Source organism: Solibacillus sp. FSL K6-1554, assembly GCF_038005185.1.
GTDB classification, from domain to species: Bacteria; Bacillota; Bacilli; order Bacillales_A; family Planococcaceae; genus Solibacillus; species Solibacillus silvestris.
In genome coordinates this window covers 91035-108602 of record NZ_JBBOSS010000001.1, presented here as the reverse complement: position 1 = coordinate 108602, position 17568 = coordinate 91035, and the positions used below count along the sequence as shown (strand labels likewise).

The 17568-nt window shown below is 39.0% G+C and carries 17 protein-coding genes and 2 tRNA genes; 4 read left to right on the top strand and 15 right to left on the bottom strand.

The features are described 5' to 3' along the window. Nucleotides 1-20: 20 nt before the first annotated feature. Nucleotides 21-2375, bottom strand: a complete 2355-nt coding sequence (locus tag MHB58_RS00515) for a SpoIIE family protein phosphatase (RefSeq protein ID WP_014822290.1) — start codon at nt 2373-2375, stop codon at nt 21-23. 255 nt (nt 2376-2630) lie between these two features. Between MHB58_RS00515 and MHB58_RS00510 the strand changes: the two genes are divergently transcribed. The 3 genes from MHB58_RS00510 (at nt 2631) to MHB58_RS00500 (ending at nt 3107) form a co-directional block, all read left to right on the top strand. Beyond that, a tRNA-Met gene (locus MHB58_RS00510) sits at nt 2631-2707 on the top strand. A gap of 6 nt (nt 2708-2713) precedes the next feature. Next, nucleotides 2714-2785 (top strand) — tRNA-Glu (locus MHB58_RS00505). 130 nt (nt 2786-2915) lie between these two features. Continuing rightward, nucleotides 2916-3107, top strand: coding sequence for a sodium:potassium antiporter (locus tag MHB58_RS00500; RefSeq protein ID WP_340734500.1), 192 nt, complete (start codon nt 2916-2918; stop codon nt 3105-3107). 127 nt (nt 3108-3234) lie between these two features. Here MHB58_RS00500 and MHB58_RS00495 read toward each other — a convergent pair whose 3' ends face one another. The 8 genes from MHB58_RS00495 to spoVT all read right to left on the bottom strand — a co-directional run bounded on the left by MHB58_RS00495 (nt 3235) and on the right by spoVT (nt 9250). Continuing rightward, nucleotides 3235-3663, bottom strand: a complete 429-nt coding sequence (locus MHB58_RS00495) for a S1 domain-containing RNA-binding protein (protein WP_008408265.1) — start codon at nt 3661-3663, stop codon at nt 3235-3237. Nucleotides 3664-3903: 240 nt separating this feature from the next. Continuing rightward, nucleotides 3904-4338 carry an FtsB family cell division protein gene (locus MHB58_RS00490; protein WP_008408267.1) on the bottom strand — a complete coding sequence of 145 codons (435 nt, stop codon included), beginning with the start codon at nt 4336-4338 and terminating at the stop codon, nt 3904-3906. A 47-nt stretch (nt 4339-4385) separates the two neighbouring features. Beyond that, on the bottom strand, nt 4386-4841 hold the full coding sequence (gene yabQ / locus MHB58_RS00485; protein ID WP_340734499.1) for a spore cortex biosynthesis protein YabQ: 456 nt from the start codon (nt 4839-4841) through the stop codon (nt 4386-4388). 2 nt (nt 4842-4843) lie between these two features. Beyond that, nucleotides 4844-5185 (bottom strand): sporulation protein YabP, encoded by a 342-nt coding sequence (gene yabP, locus MHB58_RS00480; protein ID WP_051032350.1) that lies wholly within the window; start codon nt 5183-5185, stop codon nt 4844-4846. Between the two features lie 37 nt (nt 5186-5222). Continuing rightward, nucleotides 5223-5513: an RNA-binding S4 domain-containing protein gene (locus tag MHB58_RS00475; RefSeq protein ID WP_014822291.1), complete on the bottom strand. Its 291-nt coding sequence runs from the start codon at nt 5511-5513 to the stop codon at nt 5223-5225. Nucleotides 5514-5518: 5 nt separating this feature from the next. After that, nucleotides 5519-6985 (bottom strand): nucleoside triphosphate pyrophosphohydrolase, encoded by a 1467-nt coding sequence (gene mazG / locus MHB58_RS00470; protein ID WP_340734498.1) that lies wholly within the window; start codon nt 6983-6985, stop codon nt 5519-5521. A 9-nt stretch (nt 6986-6994) separates the two neighbouring features. Further along, complete coding sequence (locus tag MHB58_RS00465) at nt 6995-8599, bottom strand: putative polysaccharide biosynthesis protein (RefSeq protein ID WP_340734497.1); 1605 nt, start codon at nt 8597-8599, stop codon at nt 6995-6997. Between the two features lie 114 nt (nt 8600-8713). Next, the gene (spoVT, locus tag MHB58_RS00460; protein WP_014822294.1) at nt 8714-9250 is read right to left on the bottom strand and encodes a stage V sporulation protein T; all 537 of its coding nucleotides are present in this window, start codon (nt 9248-9250) and stop codon (nt 8714-8716) included. Between the two features lie 236 nt (nt 9251-9486). On the opposite strand from spoVT, the gene MHB58_RS00455 reads away from it, so the two are divergent. Continuing rightward, a complete protein-coding gene (locus MHB58_RS00455) occupies nt 9487-9798 on the top strand; it encodes a hypothetical protein (RefSeq protein ID WP_014822295.1) in 312 nt (103 codons plus the stop codon). A gap of 73 nt (nt 9799-9871) precedes the next feature. Here the strand turns inward: MHB58_RS00455 and mfd are convergent, their stop codons facing one another. The 6 genes from mfd to MHB58_RS00425 all read right to left on the bottom strand — a co-directional run bounded on the left by mfd (nt 9872) and on the right by MHB58_RS00425 (nt 17566). After that, a complete protein-coding gene (mfd, locus tag MHB58_RS00450; RefSeq protein WP_340734496.1) occupies nt 9872-13384 on the bottom strand; it encodes a transcription-repair coupling factor in 3513 nt (1170 codons plus the stop codon). 84 nt (nt 13385-13468) lie between these two features. Beyond that, nucleotides 13469-13696: an anti-sigma-F factor Fin family protein gene (locus MHB58_RS00445; RefSeq protein WP_008408283.1), complete on the bottom strand. Its 228-nt coding sequence runs from the start codon at nt 13694-13696 to the stop codon at nt 13469-13471. A gap of 59 nt (nt 13697-13755) precedes the next feature. Further along, a complete protein-coding gene (pth, locus tag MHB58_RS00440) occupies nt 13756-14319 on the bottom strand; it encodes an aminoacyl-tRNA hydrolase (RefSeq protein ID WP_340734495.1) in 564 nt (187 codons plus the stop codon). A 72-nt stretch (nt 14320-14391) separates the two neighbouring features. Then, a complete protein-coding gene (locus MHB58_RS00435) occupies nt 14392-15603 on the bottom strand; it encodes an MFS transporter (RefSeq protein WP_340734494.1) in 1212 nt (403 codons plus the stop codon). Nucleotides 15604-15729: 126 nt separating this feature from the next. Then, the gene (locus MHB58_RS00430; RefSeq protein ID WP_008408286.1) at nt 15730-16383 is read right to left on the bottom strand and encodes a 50S ribosomal protein L25/general stress protein Ctc; all 654 of its coding nucleotides are present in this window, start codon (nt 16381-16383) and stop codon (nt 15730-15732) included. Between the two features lie 223 nt (nt 16384-16606). Then, complete coding sequence (locus MHB58_RS00425; RefSeq protein WP_008408287.1) at nt 16607-17566, bottom strand: ribose-phosphate diphosphokinase; 960 nt, start codon at nt 17564-17566, stop codon at nt 16607-16609. Between the last annotated feature and the right edge of the window lie 2 nt (nt 17567-17568).

Below are 17568 nucleotides of genomic sequence, written 5' to 3'. Positions count from 1 at the left end.
TACTCACCTCATATTACATTTCAATGTGTGATTGCTGGTCTGAATACTTGCCACGGTTTTATGACATGCTGCAAACGGAATAACATCACAGTGCAGTCGTCTGCAATCGGGTATTTTTGTTTGAATTGCGTCATGACATCAAATAGTACAACTTGGATGGAAGCACCATTTTCCAGCCCTTGACGAATCAGCCGGATAAATAATTGTTCCTGTGCATCCCATTGTGCAGATGGTGAAAATAACCCGTCGGAAATCATTAAAATAACGTCCTCTGACAATAATTGTGTCATTTCTGTATCGATTGCGAAGTTAGGCAAAAAGCCAATTGGAGCACTTGTACTTTCTATTTTGAATAAATCATTCCCTCTTAATACATATGTCGTCATGCCTCCCGCTTTCCAACACCATAAATGGCCGAACTGTAAATCGACAAGTGCAAAATCCATTGTCGCATACATGTCCGAATCATTTTTAAGCGACATGACATAATGCATTGTGTGCATCGCTGTTTCAGGATCCATGTTGTACGTAAGACAATCCTGCATCATTTGAATTAAGCGTTCACTTTCACGATTTGCTCTCACATTCGTCCCCATACCATCCGACAGCATGATCGCCATAAGTCCTGGATGAATCGGAAATACCCGGTAAGAATCTCCGGAAATTGCATGGTTTGCATGGGAATACGTATATATATCATACTCCAACTGATAACGAATTGCTGAAGTAAACTTAATTTGGCGATAAAAAATTGGCGAGTGCTGCTCGTAAATCTGTTCACCTTTCAATGGTTCATGCAAAAATTCAAACAGTTGCTGTTCTAATTGCTGGATAACGACATGTGCATCACGATGATCTGCGACATAACAAACGAACTCTCGATTCCCTATTTCATTTTTTATCCACTGAATATGCAAACAATGAATATCATGTTCCTTTAAAAACTGCTGCATCTCCCCATCCATTTCCGATGTGCCGATTTCTAATCGCTGGCTGTTTAACAGCTTTTCAAAGTGGCTGCTTAAATCCCGAAGCTGTAAGGCAATCATTTTTTTACCATGATAGAACTGTCTCTCCATATGCTCTTTGTGTAAAGCCGACTCTAGTTCTTCCAGCAATTTAGAAGATTTAATGCATTTCCCTTTCAGCTGCTCTTCTACCCGAATCCAGCTGACTGGTTTCGTACTTCTTTTCGCTAACCGCCAAGAATCAATAATTCCTTCCATCTCCCCGTTTCTCCCCCAGCACTCTTCATATTTGAAACAGCTGGAGCAAATTAGAAACGGTTCTGCAGTTGTCTTACTTTTAGTTTTATTTTGTGTAAAATGATCAAACACAAGCTCCTTCATAAAAGATACAAATTGCTGAAATTGCTTGAGCTGCACTTCCACTACTTCATTGCGGTTCACCTGGATTATACTAACCGTATTTTGTTTGTAATACATTTTGCAATACTCAAGTATATTTTTCGGCATAAGCAGGAAAATAATTGCGCCTGTAAGCATCGACATAAAATAAACGCTATCGATCGGTAATGTTGCATCATAAAAGAAGAAAAAAATACTCGGCAGAAAACTAAAAAGCGCAACGGCATAACGTCCCTGGTTTTGTACAAAAGCGGCGACCAGCCCTGTACATGCATATAGGATCATCATACCTGTGAATGATAAATTAGCTAAGCCTATAAAAAAGCCAAGAGATAATGAAAAAATAACCGTAGCTCCAACTGTCGAGGCATAGGCTACAAGGCAGATGAGGAAATGAAGAACAATCAGTGACATTGAAAAGTAAAATAGAGTCAAGCTTTCCATGCCGATTAGCATACCGGCCAAAACGACAATAATTGCCGTTATTTTTTCTCTTGTCCATTCAATGGTTCCGTTTTCTTTACTTGGAAATGTCAAAATACGCATAAAGAATAAAATCGAAACTGCAAAAAGACATTCATATACGATATAAAATAATGTCATGACAGATGGCATACCACTATGAAGCAGCATTTGCCATGCTAGCTGAATAGCGATAATTGTACTTCCTAGTAAAAAGTACGGTGATAGTTTTATAAACTTAAAACGGACGAGACATTCCATGAAGAGTAACTGCACTAACACAACGGCTGCCTGTCCAAACCCAATAAAGAGCGTTCCGAGGATTCCCCCTAGTAAAGCACTCTTTTGAAATGAGGCAAATCTCGTTCGAATAACAAGCCAAAAAGGTAAAAACAACGGAGTAACAGCTTCAAAGAATACCGCCTGAGCAAAACAGAAAGCTGCAAACGCTATAACACTTGCTATTATTATTCTCGTTTTTTCTTTATATAAGAATAAGTCTAAGTTTAGTGTTTGAAACTCATTTTGATTATTTAATGTCACCATTTTTACTATCACCTTTTCTTTTTAACGCTATTATATAAAGCTGAAAAAGTGAATTTTGTCTGTTTGTAGGATTGACACCAAAAAATTGTTCGACGGTTTTTTTACGGTAATATGCGCGTTTTTACGCTTTTTTTATTAGTAATTACAAAAAATAATACGCAGTAATTTCCTGCATATTATGATAGAGGAAATAATTAAAAAATAGTATTGACACTATATAGACTGCAATGTATTATTAGTTCTGTTGTTAAATTTGGCGGTGTAGCTCAGTTGGCTAGAGCACTCGGTTCATACCCGAAAGGTCGTGGGTTCGACTCCCTCTGCCGCCACCATTTATAGGCCCGTTGGTCAAGTGGTTAAGACACCGCCCTTTCACGGCGGTAACACGGGTTCGAATCCCGTACGGGTCATCTCAAAAGCTGTTTAGGAACTTAGTGTTCCTAGGCGGCTTTTATTTTGTTCTTTTTTCTATTCTGTAAATTCCTGACACACTTTCTCCCTTATCCATTATACTTGTAACTATAAGAGGAGGCGTTTTCTTTGGTCCAAAACTTTACATATTTAGCTTTTCTTTGCGGTATTAGCATGTTTCTAGTCGTTGGAGGCGTCATCTTGACAAATTTGCCGCTCGCATTGCAGATTCTTATGATTACAATCGGATTAATCGGAGGTATTTTTTGTTTTATTACCCTCATCCGTGTACTCATAAGGCATAATACTGAAAAAGAATAATCTGATTTTGCACTCCAACACAACATTTTATTAATGAAAAAAAGCGATGGATTGTAAGATATACACTTACAATCCATCGCTTTATCATCTATTTGACACTTTTTCTACGTTCAAACAGCCAGCAAAATTATCCTCTGCGAGCTCCACGGCCACCGCGCTTAGACTCAGTTGCACGCTTTAATGTAGTTAAACGCTCATCGCTATCTTTTAAGAAACGCGCCATCTTCTGTTCAAAGTTCTCTTTTGGTTGACGATCATTACGATCGTTAGAACGGTTGTTTTCGCGACGAGGACGCTGTGGACGCTCTGGTCGCTCAGCTTGAGGCTTTGCTTTACGAATTGAAAGACCAATCTTTCCATCCGCTTCAACATTCATCACTTTAACTTCGACTTCATCGCCTACTTTAAGATGCTCGTTAATATCTTTTACGTAGTTATCTGCCACTTCACTAATGTGAACTAAACCTGTTTTCCCATCTGGAAGCTCAACGAATGCACCGAAATTTGTGATTCCTGTTACCTTACCTTGTACTTTGCTGCCTACTTCAATTGACATAAAAAAAATGCTCCTCCTTAAATTTTAAGAGACTCTTCGATTGAAAAGCCATTTATCAATTATAATGAAACTTTTGTTCAATAGCTTCTTCTCTAATTATAGCTAACATAAAAAGAGTGTCAACAAGACACTCTACCTAAAGGCAATTAATACCAAAATTTTTATCACGAAATTACCATGCTTACTGGTTTTTTATTATTTTTTAAAGTCACATTTTTTTCTTTTATTATCGCGTTAAAATTATTCTTTGTCATCTTCAGGCTTGTCTTTATTTTCTTTATCCGATTTATTCGGTATTGTAAAAATAATTTCGCCCTCTTCAGAAAGGAAAAATTCTTTTCTTGCCAGCTTCGCAATATACTCATCATCTTCCAGCTTCGCAATCTGCAAATTTAGTAGCTCTTGTCTGTGAAGCGCTTCTTCCAATCGTTCTTCCACCGCCGCTTTCGTTTCTTCCTTTGCGGCGAGGCGTTCACTTTGGACCATGTTAGCTTTTACTAATCCTGCTATTACTACAGTTGCTAAAATGAAAAATACTGCTAATCTTCTGCGACGACGTACTGCAATTTTTGCTTTTATTTGAGCTTTTGCTTGCGGATTTGAGCGGACATAATCGTTATTCAACGACTGGACATTTTGGTTATGTAGCTCTTCTTGCACATTTCTTCTTCCCATTTTCCGTCTCCTCCCTCACAATCAATAGTTGTAATCATTATACGAGTTCACTGCTGTGTTTTAAAGTTTTTTAACAAATATTTCTTGAAAAACTTAATAAAGGGACGACAGATAAATAATACAATCCCTACCAATAATTTTATAATACCTTTGACCATTTTAACTACTACATGTCCAATGAAAAAAACCGGCTTCACAAATAAATTTATACATACTCTTCCAACAAAGCGGATAATTTTTTGGAACAGCAATTCATATGTTGCAATTCCGGCGATTTGGGCAAGTGGATCAACTACCCGCCATTGCCCTCCTTTTACTAAAAATAATAAATAAAACGTAGTAACCCCTAATATTAACCAGACAATCCATTCTAAAATCCATGTAATACGTCGAATATTTTTTAAAGGGATACGATTTACATTAATTCGGATACAATCGATTATTGCACCTACAGCAACTCCGCTTATAAACATGACAAGAATGCTTATAAGCTGCGCACTCATCATCATCCAAACAATTTATGAAGGAAACTTTTCGATAAGCCACTCTCGCTTTCATCGTATTGGAATTGCTTCACTTCCCCTTCTAACGTCAGTAATCCCTTGTCCACATCTAAATGAACAATACGCAGTTCCTCACCACGAATCAATAAATGACCCTGTGATGTATTCACATAAAATTCTTCCTGATCGAACCGTTCGATACTTTTAACAGATGTCATGTCCATCCGTTTACGATTACGTACCGTTACTAAGTGATCCCCAGACGAAATGGTATAGCGTGCGCTTTCTTGATGAATAGTCAATGCAAGTCCCCCTTTGAGCTTATAGTTGTACACTATATGCATCAACGGAAGGAAGCATGACTCAAAAGTTGGTCATGCCCTAATCTTCATCATCAATAAATTCTGGTTCAACTTTCTCTAAACGCTCTTCTTTTATAATTGTAAACATTTTTAAAGCATCTTCTTTTTTCACATTTTCACGAATTTCTTCGACACGTGCCGTTACAATTTTTTGACCGAAACGAATTGCCAGCTCATCGCCAACTTTTACAGTACTGCTGGCTTTTGCCACTTTATCATTAATCGTTATACGGCCCTGCACCGCCACTTCCTTCGCTAATGTACGACGTTTAATTAAACGTGAAACTTTTAAAAACTTATCTAAGCGCATCCCATTTACTCCCCTTTTTCTATTTGTTTTGCTTCATTCCAAAATGAATCTAACTGCTCTAATGTAAAATCACTGAATGCCTTGCCGCTCTTTGCTACACTTTGCTCAACGTAATGAAAGCGACGTGCAAATTTTTCATTGGCATGTAGCATCGCTTCTTCCGGTGAAATTTTATAAAATCGTGCGATGTTCACAAGGGTGAATAATACATCCCCGAATTCATCGGTACGGCTTAATTCGTTACCTTGCTTTATTTCATCCTGGAACTCTTGCCATTCCTCCGTAAACTTCTTCCACGCTTCGTCAGCATTCGGCCAATCAAAACCTACTGTCGCTGCTTTTTTCTGGTAATTGTACGATGTTTGAAGCGATGAGTAAGGACTATATTCGTTCTTTAATAGTGGTTCGCCATCTACATTGTCTTTTTCCTGCTTTTTAATTGCTTCCCAGTTAGCTACAACCGTTTCTGCATCTTCTGCAGTCACATCCCCAAAAACATGCGGGTGGCGGCGAATCATTTTTTCGCTAATCGATGCAAGCACTTCTTCCAATGTGAAATAACCATTATCTTCCCCGATTTGCGCATGCAAAAACACCTGTAAAAGGACATCGCCGAGCTCTTCAACCATAGCAAAATCATCTTCGGCATCAACCGCTGCTAAAAACTCATGTGCTTCTTCCAATAAGTACTTTTTCAATGATTCATGTGTTTGCTTCTGATCCCAAGGACAGCCATCTGGACCTCGCAATGTCGCTATGATTTGACGGAATGTTGTCCAATCACGCAATGCTTCCTCATCAGATTCAACAGGCGGTACATAGACAGTCGTTAAATTGTTGATTTCTGCTGCTTGATCAAGCTCATAAAGCGGAACAGTACGCAATGATTCCTGTGAGGAACCTGCTGCTGTCACAATTGTTACCGGGTAATCATCACGGTATTTTTCCATTAGCGTGAGCTTTACTTCTGACGCACTGAACGAATCATAGACTTGGGCTATTAAAATGTGTTGACGCATATTCATATCATGGATGGACATGCTCGTACCGTCCAACAGCTGAAACCCTTCAATCGGGTCAATTTTTAAGGCGCCGAAAATCGGATCCAAAAAGCTTTGCCCGCCTTCAATTACAAGCTTAATCTGCCCGTTCTGGTCCGCTTCAATTAAGTGCTGGACGGTCTGCTCTGCTACGAGCGGATGTCCTGGCACAGCATACATAACATCTTCCTGTGAAACGGCTTCAATAAGACGCTGTGCAATTTCTTCATAAACAGGACCGAACGAACCATGCTTAATATACACATCATCAAAGCTCGTAAACTCGATACCTTCCAGTTTTAAGTCTTGAATGACAGGATGGTCCTCTGTTCGGACATATATTTTTTTGGCTGCTTTAATTTTTTTATAAACACCCATTTGCATTTGTTCAAAATCGGCTGCTCCTAAGCCAATAACGGTTAATTGATTCAAGTTATACACCTACTTCTTTCGATTTAACATTAGTTGATATGCAGCCATTCTCCTGCCGAGTGGGATTAAAAACCAATCCTTTTCTGTCAATACTCGCATTTTTGCGACTGCTGTTATAAAAGCACCTGCGCCAAGCATGACGAGCACCCCACTGTAAATGAGTGCATCAAAACGACTAAACAGGCCGGTAAACAGACTGTTTAAACTGTAAACAGCGCCTTGTACAACGACTATCATAATGAGGCAGGCGATGGCCAGTTTTTTATAAAACGTACGATTCGCCAGGCTGATAGACGTCAGTTTTTTTAAATAAACGATAAGGGCAGCTGCTGTAAAAATCAGCCCGATATTACTCGCAATTGCCGCGCCCATCACATCATAACGCGGAATAAAAATAATGTTCCCTATATATTTTAATACGATTCCGATTCCTAAAAATACGGCAGGTCCTTTTAATTTACTATAGCCTTGTAAAATAGCTGTAAACGTTAAAATTATCGATAATGGAACAATCTGAAACGAATAAAGCTTCAGCACATTCGAATAGGCATCTGTCTTAAACAGCATTTGATTTACATATGGCATAACAAGTATTAATCCGAGTGCCGCAGCTACTCCGAATATGAGGGAGCTCCGGAATGTCAATTGAATAAACGGCTTTGCACCACGACCGTTTGGCTGATTTGCCTTTAATGCAACGAGCGGTACAATAGCCAGCGATAAAGAAGTTGCAATTACAATTCCGAGCTGCACAAGCGGTTGGCCGCGGTCATAAATCCCCTTCACTTCCATCGCTTCAAGCGTATTCATCCCTGAATGGACAAGCATTTTGTAAATCGTAAAGGAATCCACAAGCTGGAAGCATAATAATAGCAGTGCACTCATACTGATCGCGATACTGTATAATGTGACCTCTTTTAAGATTGGCCAGACTTTTACATTGGCTATTTCTCCAGTTGGCTGATACTGCCGTTTCAAAAAGTAAAGCAGTAGTAAAATCCCTGCTATTTCCCCTACAACTGTACCGAGCATCGCCATTTTCCCGGCTGTGTAAACAGATTGTGTATATTGCAGCAACACAATTGTTCCGACTAATATAATCGCTACCCGAACCATTTGTTCGAACACTTGCGCATAAGCAACCGGCTGCATCTTACTTTCCGATTGAAAATTACCCTTTAAAACAGCAAGCAGCGGCATACATAACGTAATGAATGAGCCTACTTTTAATAGCCCCGCAAGCTGGGGATCTTCCATCAAATTAGCTAATGGCTGTGCACCAAAGAATAAAAGACAGAAGAAGATAAGAGCTAATGCTGTTAAATAATAAAAGATGATGCGCGATACAGATCGTTTTTCTCCATATGTACCACCACGCCCTTCAATATCCGCGAGCATTTTGGAAATGGCAACAGCAAATCCGCTTGATGTCCATACGACAAAAAACGAGATGAACGGATACACTTGCTGATATACATAAAATCCTTGGTCACCTACTAAGTTTTGATAGGGTACTCGGTAAATTGCACTTAATATTTTTACTAATAGCGCCGCAACTGTCAGGAGAAGGGCGCCCTTCATATAATTTTTCATACCAAAACTTTGCGAAGTCATTCTATTTCCTTCCTCTATTTCATACAATAAACTAATTATATCATGAAAACCATTTGCTAATTTTACTCGAGGAATTAAAAAAACGCCCATTAATATGGACGTTTTAAAGTGATTTTAGTTTTCCATTTGCTTTGCTAAAAAATTGGCTGCTGTTTCAGCAGTTTTTTGTTCAATTTCACCGATAAAATGGGCCCGTGATATTAAATAAATAGCACCAATCGGATCTCCATTCGAAACGATCGGTACGATGCAATATGATTTCACTTGTTCATACTGTCCTGCTACAAGTTCAATCGACATCTCCAGCTTCTCACTTACAAGTGACCTGTTTTTAATAATATCTTCCGCAAAAACTGTTAAACGTCTCGCCACATAATCTTTTTTCGAAACGCCTGCAACGGCTATTACTTCATCTCGGTCACTTATTAATGTTGGAGTACCTAATGTTTCAAATAATGATTCCGCATATTGTTGTGCAAATTCGCCTAAATCATTAATTGGCGAATACTTTTTTAAAATCACTTCTCCTTCGCGGTCCGTATAAATTTCAAGGGGATCCCCTTCACGGATACGAAGTGTTCTTCTGATTTCTTTTGGGATAACAACACGACCTAAATCATCGATGCGGCGAACTATTCCTGTTGCTTTCATCGTTCATGTTCCCTCACTTTCCATCAATTCACAGCATGATGCTCCTAGTATGGAAAGAAATACATGAAACTATGCATTGTTCGAAAAGGATAAAATAATATTTCGTATATGTATGATGAAGTACCTATTTTTCCTCAACATGATATAGGAAATTACAACGTTTTCGGTCATTTTATGTTTTGTTTTTATGAAAGAGGCAATAGACAAAATAAAACAATCTTTTTGGAGGTGCAGTAATGGTAAGAGTCGATCGTATTACATCAACACCAGATGCATATCGTCAGCATCAATATTATGCAGGTACTCATTTAGCTTATTACCCGGATTTATCGAAAGAGCGTTCTACTGTTATTTCAAAATTTGAAAACGGCATTTTCAAACGTTATTTAGAAAAGCCAAATGGTCAGCGCGATTTAGTTTCTGCTTCCACTACAAGAGAGAAACAGCTATTGGCAAAGCGTGAAGAACATAGTAACCGCGAAGAATTGCTCCAACGTTTAAATTATTCGAACGGAGTACATTATAGTGTGCAACAATCTTTCTTATAATTCATATGTTGTATGCAATCGAAAAGAGAGGAAATATTAAAAGCCCAAAACTTTTAATATTTCCTCTCTTTTTTTATGATTCTTTTTTTGCAGATGCGATAATTTGCATCATTTTTTCTACTACATCAAATGGCAGGTGATTTCCGCATTTGTTGTAATCTATTGTTATTACAAGCTGTGTTCCTTCCATTCCAAAACCGACCGCCCGACCAAACTCCATCGACTGCTCGACAATCTGTGCACCATTTGTATTGGCTGTTCCTTCTTCTGAAAGAATAATAGATACAACTTGCTGCTTTTCTTTTATTGAAAGCACATTCGCTTCCTTAGCCCAAACTTTCATACGGGCCACACGCATCAGACGCTCTGTTTCAACTGGTAAATCTCCAAAGCGGTCTTGCAGTTCATCGATAATTTCCGAATAATCTTCGATGTGTTCCATCGCCTTAATTCGTTTATACATCTGGATTTTTTGGTAGCCATCGGGAATATACGCATCCGGAATATACGCATCAACATGCAGCATAATCTCGACATCCTGCTTCTCTTCTCTCTTTACACCTGTTCGACGTTCTTCCACTGCTTCTTCCAGCATTTGTGAATACAAATCAAAACCGATTGAGTCGATAAAGCCATGCTGCTGAGCACCAAGTAAATTCCCGGCACCACGGATCGATAAATCCCGCATCGCAATTTTAAAACCTGAACCTAATTCCGTAAATTCTTTTACGGCCTGCAAACGCTGCTCTGCGACTTCAGTAAGAACTTTATCACGTTCATACATGAAATATGCATAGGCAATTCGATTTGAACGCCCTACACGTCCCCGCAGCTGATACAGTTGAGAAAGTCCCATACGATCTGCATCATGAACAATTAATGTATTTACATTTGGAATATCTACACCGGTTTCAATAATCGTTGTCGTGACAAGCACATCATACTCACCTTCAATAAACGATAAAATAACCGATTCCAGCTTCGCCTCCGTCATTTTACCATGTGCAAAAGCGACTCGTGCATCCGGAACAAGCATCTGAATTTCTTCAACTCTTCTTGTAATATCCTCTACCCGATTATATAAATAAAATACTTGTCCACCACGTGCCATTTCACGCTCGATCGCTTCACGTACAAGTGCTCCGTTATGCTCCATTACATACGTTTGGACAGGGAAACGGTTTTGTGGCGGTGTTTCGATGACCGATAAATCACGCACCCCAACCATCGACATATGAAGGGTACGCGGGATTGGTGTTGCCGTTAATGTCAGCACATCGACATTCGTTCGAAGCTGCTTAATTTTTTCTTTATGCGTAACACCGAAACGTTGCTCCTCATCGACGATAAGCAATCCTAGGTCTTGATACACTACATCCTTCGATAAAATACGGTGTGTACCGATCACTATATCTACTGTTCCTTCTTTTAGACCTTTTAACGTCTCTGTTTGCTGCTTTTTGGAGCGGAACCTACTGAGCAGACCTACATTGATCGCATAGTCTTCAAAACGCTTCGAGATCGTTTCATAGTGCTGCTGCGCCAAGATAGTAGTCGGCACTAAAAAGGCAACCTGTTTGCCGTCTAAAATAGCCTTAAATGCAGCACGAATTGCAACTTCTGTTTTTCCGTATCCTACATCCCCGCAAACGAGGCGATCCATTGGACGTTCTCGTTCCATATCTTTTTTCACTTCGGCGATTGTGCGTAACTGATCTTCTGTTTCTTCGTACGGGAAAGCAGCCTCAAAGCCCCGTTGCTCATCGGAATCCGGAGAAAAGGCATAACCTTTTTCTGCTTCGCGCTTTGCATAAAGTTTGATTAAATCGTCCGCAATATCCTGTACCGCATTCGAAACTTTCTTATGTGTTTTCTTCCATTCCGTACCACCGAGTTTATGAAGTTTCGGTTCCTTTTCGCCTGAAGGCACGTAACGTTGAATCAGTTCAATTTGATCCACAGGTACATATAACTTATCGTCCTCACGGTAACGTACATGCAAATAATCTTGATGTGTACCATTCACAACAAGTGTTTCGATGCCAATATATTTCCCGATTCCATGATGCACGTGTACAACATAGTCGCCTGATTTAATTTCTGTATAAGACTTAATACGCTCAGCATTAGTCATCTGCTGTGGTCGTGATTTTTTCTTGGCCTGTTGTTTAAAGAGTTCATCATCTGTAACAACCGCTATTTTTTGTAATGGTAGCTCAAAGCCAGAAGACAATGCCGTATTGACCAGATAAATGCCCGGTGCATCGGCATAGCCGATTGTTGACGCAATATGGTAGTCATCCAGTAAATTTTGCATGGCCTTTATCCGGCTATCTGAATTAGCCGTAAATAACACGACAAATTTTTCATGCGTCCAACGCTCAATTTCATTTTGCAGTAAAGCAATTTGTCCGTGGAATTGCTGCATCGGCTTGCAGGAAATGTTGATTGTCTTTTTAAGAGAGACACCTGCAAATGTTCTTGTAAATAATGCGAAATACATTTTCTGCTGTTTCAGCATTGAAAGCACTTCTTTTAATGAATGGGAGGGCTTTACATCATGAAGCATTTTGCCCCCCTCAATCAATGAAATAAACCATTCATTTTCTTCGCGTTCCCAAGCTTCCATCACTTCCTGAATACGACCTAGTTCATCAAATAAGACAAGGCCGTCCTCATTGAAGTAATCACCTAAAAAATACGGCTGATCAAATAATAACGAGCCATATTTTGCAATATGATCCGGTAGATGACCAAGACGCAGCAGCTCAATATCGTGCTGAATGTTTTGCATGAGCAATTCCTGTGTTTCCTGTTTACGGACCTTTTTTAAACTCACTGCCAATGATGCTTCAAGGCGTTCCGCAAGTTTTATGCGCTCTTCTTTCGTTAAAAGAAGCTCTGTCGCAGGGAAAATTTTGATTTCCTTTAACTTTTCAATCGAGCGCTGATTATCGGCAGAAAACGTACGAATCGAATCCACTTCCGTATCAAATAATTCAATACGGATCGGATCTTGTGCATATGGCGGATAAATATCCAGAATTCCGCCGCGCATTGCAAACTCACCTGGTGTTGTAACCATTTCACTTCTCGTATAGCCCATTTCAACAAGCTTATCTAGCCAAGTATTGATGTCGACATCTTGACCTAAAGAAGTAGAAAGTTCATATCCAAGCCACTTTTGAGGCGCATTTAGCATACTGCGCATTCCTGCTACCGGAATAATATAGATTCCGCGTTCCTGATTAACTAAGCGCCCTAAAGTTGCAATACGCTGTGCACGCAGCTCATGGGAAGAAGTCGTCATATTTGCAGCGATAAATTCCTCGGCCGGGTAATAATGGACATGCCCATCACCAACTAACGCAGTCAGATCATCTACTAATTTTTGTGCCTGCAATAGGTTTGAGGACATAATATAAATCGATTTATTTGTCTCTTGATAGATTGTATGGATCAGCGCAGGTCTTGCACTTCCCGTTAACCCTGTAATAAGGTGATCGTTTGCTTGATTTTTTCGAATTTGCTCTATCATATTATCAATCTGTTTATCTTTTATAAATATTTGATGTATCGTATCCACGTCTAGTCCCCCTTCTCTTTTTCGATAAATGAAAACGGAAATGGAAAAAGCCTTGGCGCATTTTATGCGACCAAAGCAACTCCTCTACTGTAACCATCTTTTTAACGCATAGTAATCGGGAAACTGACGCAATGATTCTTCACAATGCTCACAAATGCTGTAAACGGTCGTTTCTCCCCGTTCATTTTTTTTAATGAATTCATCGATTTCACCTATTTCAAACAAGTGAAGCTTTTGAACCGTTTCTTCTGCATCGAAAGGCAAAGTACCAATCTCTACCTCACAATGTCTACAGCGGTAGCGTACAGGCATCTCCCATGGCCTCCTTTAAACACTTATGTATATTAAAGTCTAACCATTTTTTGATTAATTTATGCGCCGTTAAATTTGTTCATCACTTCTAAAAACGGCTTTGTCAAAGCTGTTTCTACAGCATCACAGCTCTTTTCAACAGCTTCTTTTACGATGGGCTGATCCTCTTTTGAAAACTTTGCCAATACATAATCCGCAACTTTCATACCTGCCGGCGGGCGGCTTACTCCGACACGGATTCGGTTAAATTCCTGTGTCCCTAAGTGCTGAATTAATGATTTAATCCCGTTATGTCCACCAGCACTTCCTTTGCCGCGTAATCTTAACTTACCCGTTTCCAGATCTAAATCATCATAAATAACAATAATATCTTCAATTTCTATATCAAAATAATCCATTAGAGGTCTAACACATTCTCCTGATAAATTCATATATGTTAGTGGCTTCAATAAAATGACTTTTCCCTCAGGACGATGAACCGTTGCATACATACCATTAAATTTAGTTTGGTTTAATGGCGCATTCCATCGATTGGCTAATTCATCAATTATATCAAAACCTATATTGTGGCGTGTATGTTCATATGGTTTTCCCGGATTTCCTAAACCAATAATTAATTTCACTAGTAATCGCATCCTTTTTCTCTGATCGCCTTTATTTTATCATATATCCTCATGAAAAGTATGTATCGTCCACTAGTATGACGCCAATGATTTCTCGCGCATTTTCCTTACAATATAAAGTACTAAAAAGCCTACTGCAGCAGAAAATCGAACTGCTGTCGATAAATACATCGCTGTTTCCATCGAGTAAGTTTCGAGCAGCCATATTCCTATTTGCGGAGAAGAAAAAGCAATGACTGCAAGCAGCACATTATAAGTCGTAATACAATACGTGCGCACTTCCTGCGGTGAATTTTCAAGCAATAAATTAAATAATATTAAAACCGTCCCTGAAACAAACAACCCTGAAATAAAGGACATCGCGACTAAATAATAAAGATTCGTCGATAAAACCATCAGTAATGGTGCTGTTGACATCCCAAAGGCAACCCAGACAAATACACTCATATTGCCATATTTTTGCGACCATTTACGCCAAAACGAAAATGATAAAATTTGAGCAATCATATTTGCCACATTGAACATACTAATCCAAAAGATCGTCGCTTCTGCATACCGGACATTATAAATATTAAAAATCCCCCATGCCATTTGCCAGCCAAAGTTAAAAACAAGTGCAACTATTAAAAACAGGACATATTTATTGTTTTTAAAAATTGACCAATCCATTGCACGTTTATTTTCTACATTCCGTTCACGTACCGGTTCATCATGCTTTAACAGAAAATACAGCTCAACAACCCCGACGACAAAAGTAAACATGAATAGTACTTGATAAGCTATCCGATTGGCGGTTATATCTTTCATGACAATACCAATCGTTAATGTAACGAATAAGCCTACCACTGTCAGCAAGCGATTACGGTCACTAAAAAATTGGGCTCGACGTGTTTCCTCAATAATATTACCGATAAAAGATTGCCAGCCCATGTTCGCCATCGTATTCGGCACACTCATTGCAGCGATCAGAGCCAGCAGCAACCAAGAACCAAAACTTCCTGGTACATAACTAATAAAGGCAATTAGTAGGAAAACAAAGCGTGCTGCCAAAACGGAAAAAGCAACGAGCCTTTTTTGTTCGAATGCACGATTTAGTAAAATAGCAGCCGGTAATGTCATTAGCAATGTAATTAACGGTGGCAAAGAACTGATCAACCCTACCTGATAATTTGTTGCACCAAGAATCGTCATCGCAAAAATCGGAATGTAGCTGTTTGATGTATTTTGTGCAACAGCAGATGCCATCCCGTGGTAAATACTCATTTTTTCATTATGTGTTCTCATAAAGACCTCTAATTTTTCTTAATATTTACTCATCTCCATATTATTATACTGATTTCCTTTCGGATGTCGAAGTATTTTTTTACACTAAAAAACCGCCCTAATAAATAGGGCGGTCCGTCCAATTTCTTAATCTTCTCTACCTGGTTTTTCAGGCGATAATTTTTCTCCCGTTGCATCAAGATCATCGGCTGTTACATTTTCTGCATTTGCATCGACATCTTCAACTGGTGCTGCTGGCGGTGTTACCGTTGCTAATGTATAGTCGTCATTATCTACAATCGTAAACGCTGTAAATTGATCGCGAACATTACCCACAGATAACGATTCACCAACTGCTAAATCGGATACATCGATTTCAATTGTGTCTGGAATTTTACTTGGATTCACTTTAATCTTCAATGTATGGTTAGGTTGAGTAATTACTCCACCTTCTTTTACACCAACTGAAGTCCCGATAAATGCAATTGGAACATCCACTTCAAGTTCTTCTTTCATATTGATAGCAAGGAAGTCAACGTGCTTCACATGTCCTTTTAGTGCATCACGTTGGATATCAGTAAGTACTGCATTTACTCTTTTCCCGCCTACTTCAATTTTAAACACGCTAGTTGTACCATATGTTTGAACTGCTTTAGCGGTATCTCTATAATCCAACGATATTGGTGTTGTTTCTGTTTCATAGCCATACAGCACACCTGCCAGCTGGCCTTCGTTTCTAAGTTGGGATAGTATCGAACGTTTCCCAGTTTCTCGCTTTGTTGCTTGTAATACTGTAGTCATATTCCATCGTCCCCCTTAAATAGTTATACAAAGATACATTTACCCTACCTTTGTCCACACTAAACATAAAAATTGTCAGATTTTTTGCAAATATTCGCATATAGAAATACGAAGAATGAAAATTTAGTTGCGACAGCCGTAGAGATTTCATGAGTGAGGGTATAAAAAAACAGCATCTTCCTCTATTGAGGAAAATGCTGTTTGCTTCTTGTTTTGCAATGGATTAGTCGAATAATGTACTAACAGATTTATTTTCATAAATACGAGAGATTGCATCTGCCATTAATTTCGCAACTGATAATTGCTGAATTTTTGGAGAAAGTTTTTCTTCAGACAATTGAATAGTGTTTGTTACAACTAATTCCTTAATTGGAGAATTTTCAATACGCTCAATTGCTGGACCTGATAATACAGGGTGTGAACAACATGCGTAAACTTCTTTAGCACCGCTCTTAATTAATGCCTCTGCACCAATCGTAATCGTACCTGCCGTATCGATGATATCATCAATTAGGATACAGATTTTGCCATCTACATTACCAACAATGTTCATTACTTCTGCCACGTTTGGTTTTGGACGACGCTTATCAATAATAGCAATCGGAGCTTTTAAGCGCTCTGCTAATTTACGCGCACGAGTTACACCACCATGGTCTGGAGAAACAATAACTAGTTCCTCTTCATTGAATCCTTTTGTCCCGAAATGTTCAGCAAGTAGTGGTACAGCCACTAAATGGTCGATTAAAATATCAAAGAAACCTTGGATTTGAGGTGCATGTAGATCTAATACGATTACACGAGTTGCACCGGCAGTTTCAAGTAAGTTTGCTACTAATTTAGCAGTGATTGGTTCACGCGCTTTTGCTTTACGGTCTTGACGTGCATAGCCATAGTAAGGCATAACAACGTTTACTGTACGAGCAGATGCACGTTTAACAGCATCAATCATAATTAAAAGTTCCATTAAATGCTCATTAACAGGCGCAGAAGTAGATTGAACGATAAATACATCCATTCCTCGAATACTTTCTTCAATGCTAATTTGGACTTCTCCATCACTGAAGTGTTTAACGGATGATTTCCCTAGTTCTAAACCCATTTCATCAGCAATCTCTTTGGCAAGTGGATTGTTAGAATTTAATGAGAAGATTTTTAATTTTGAGTCAGCGTATTGATACGGCATGA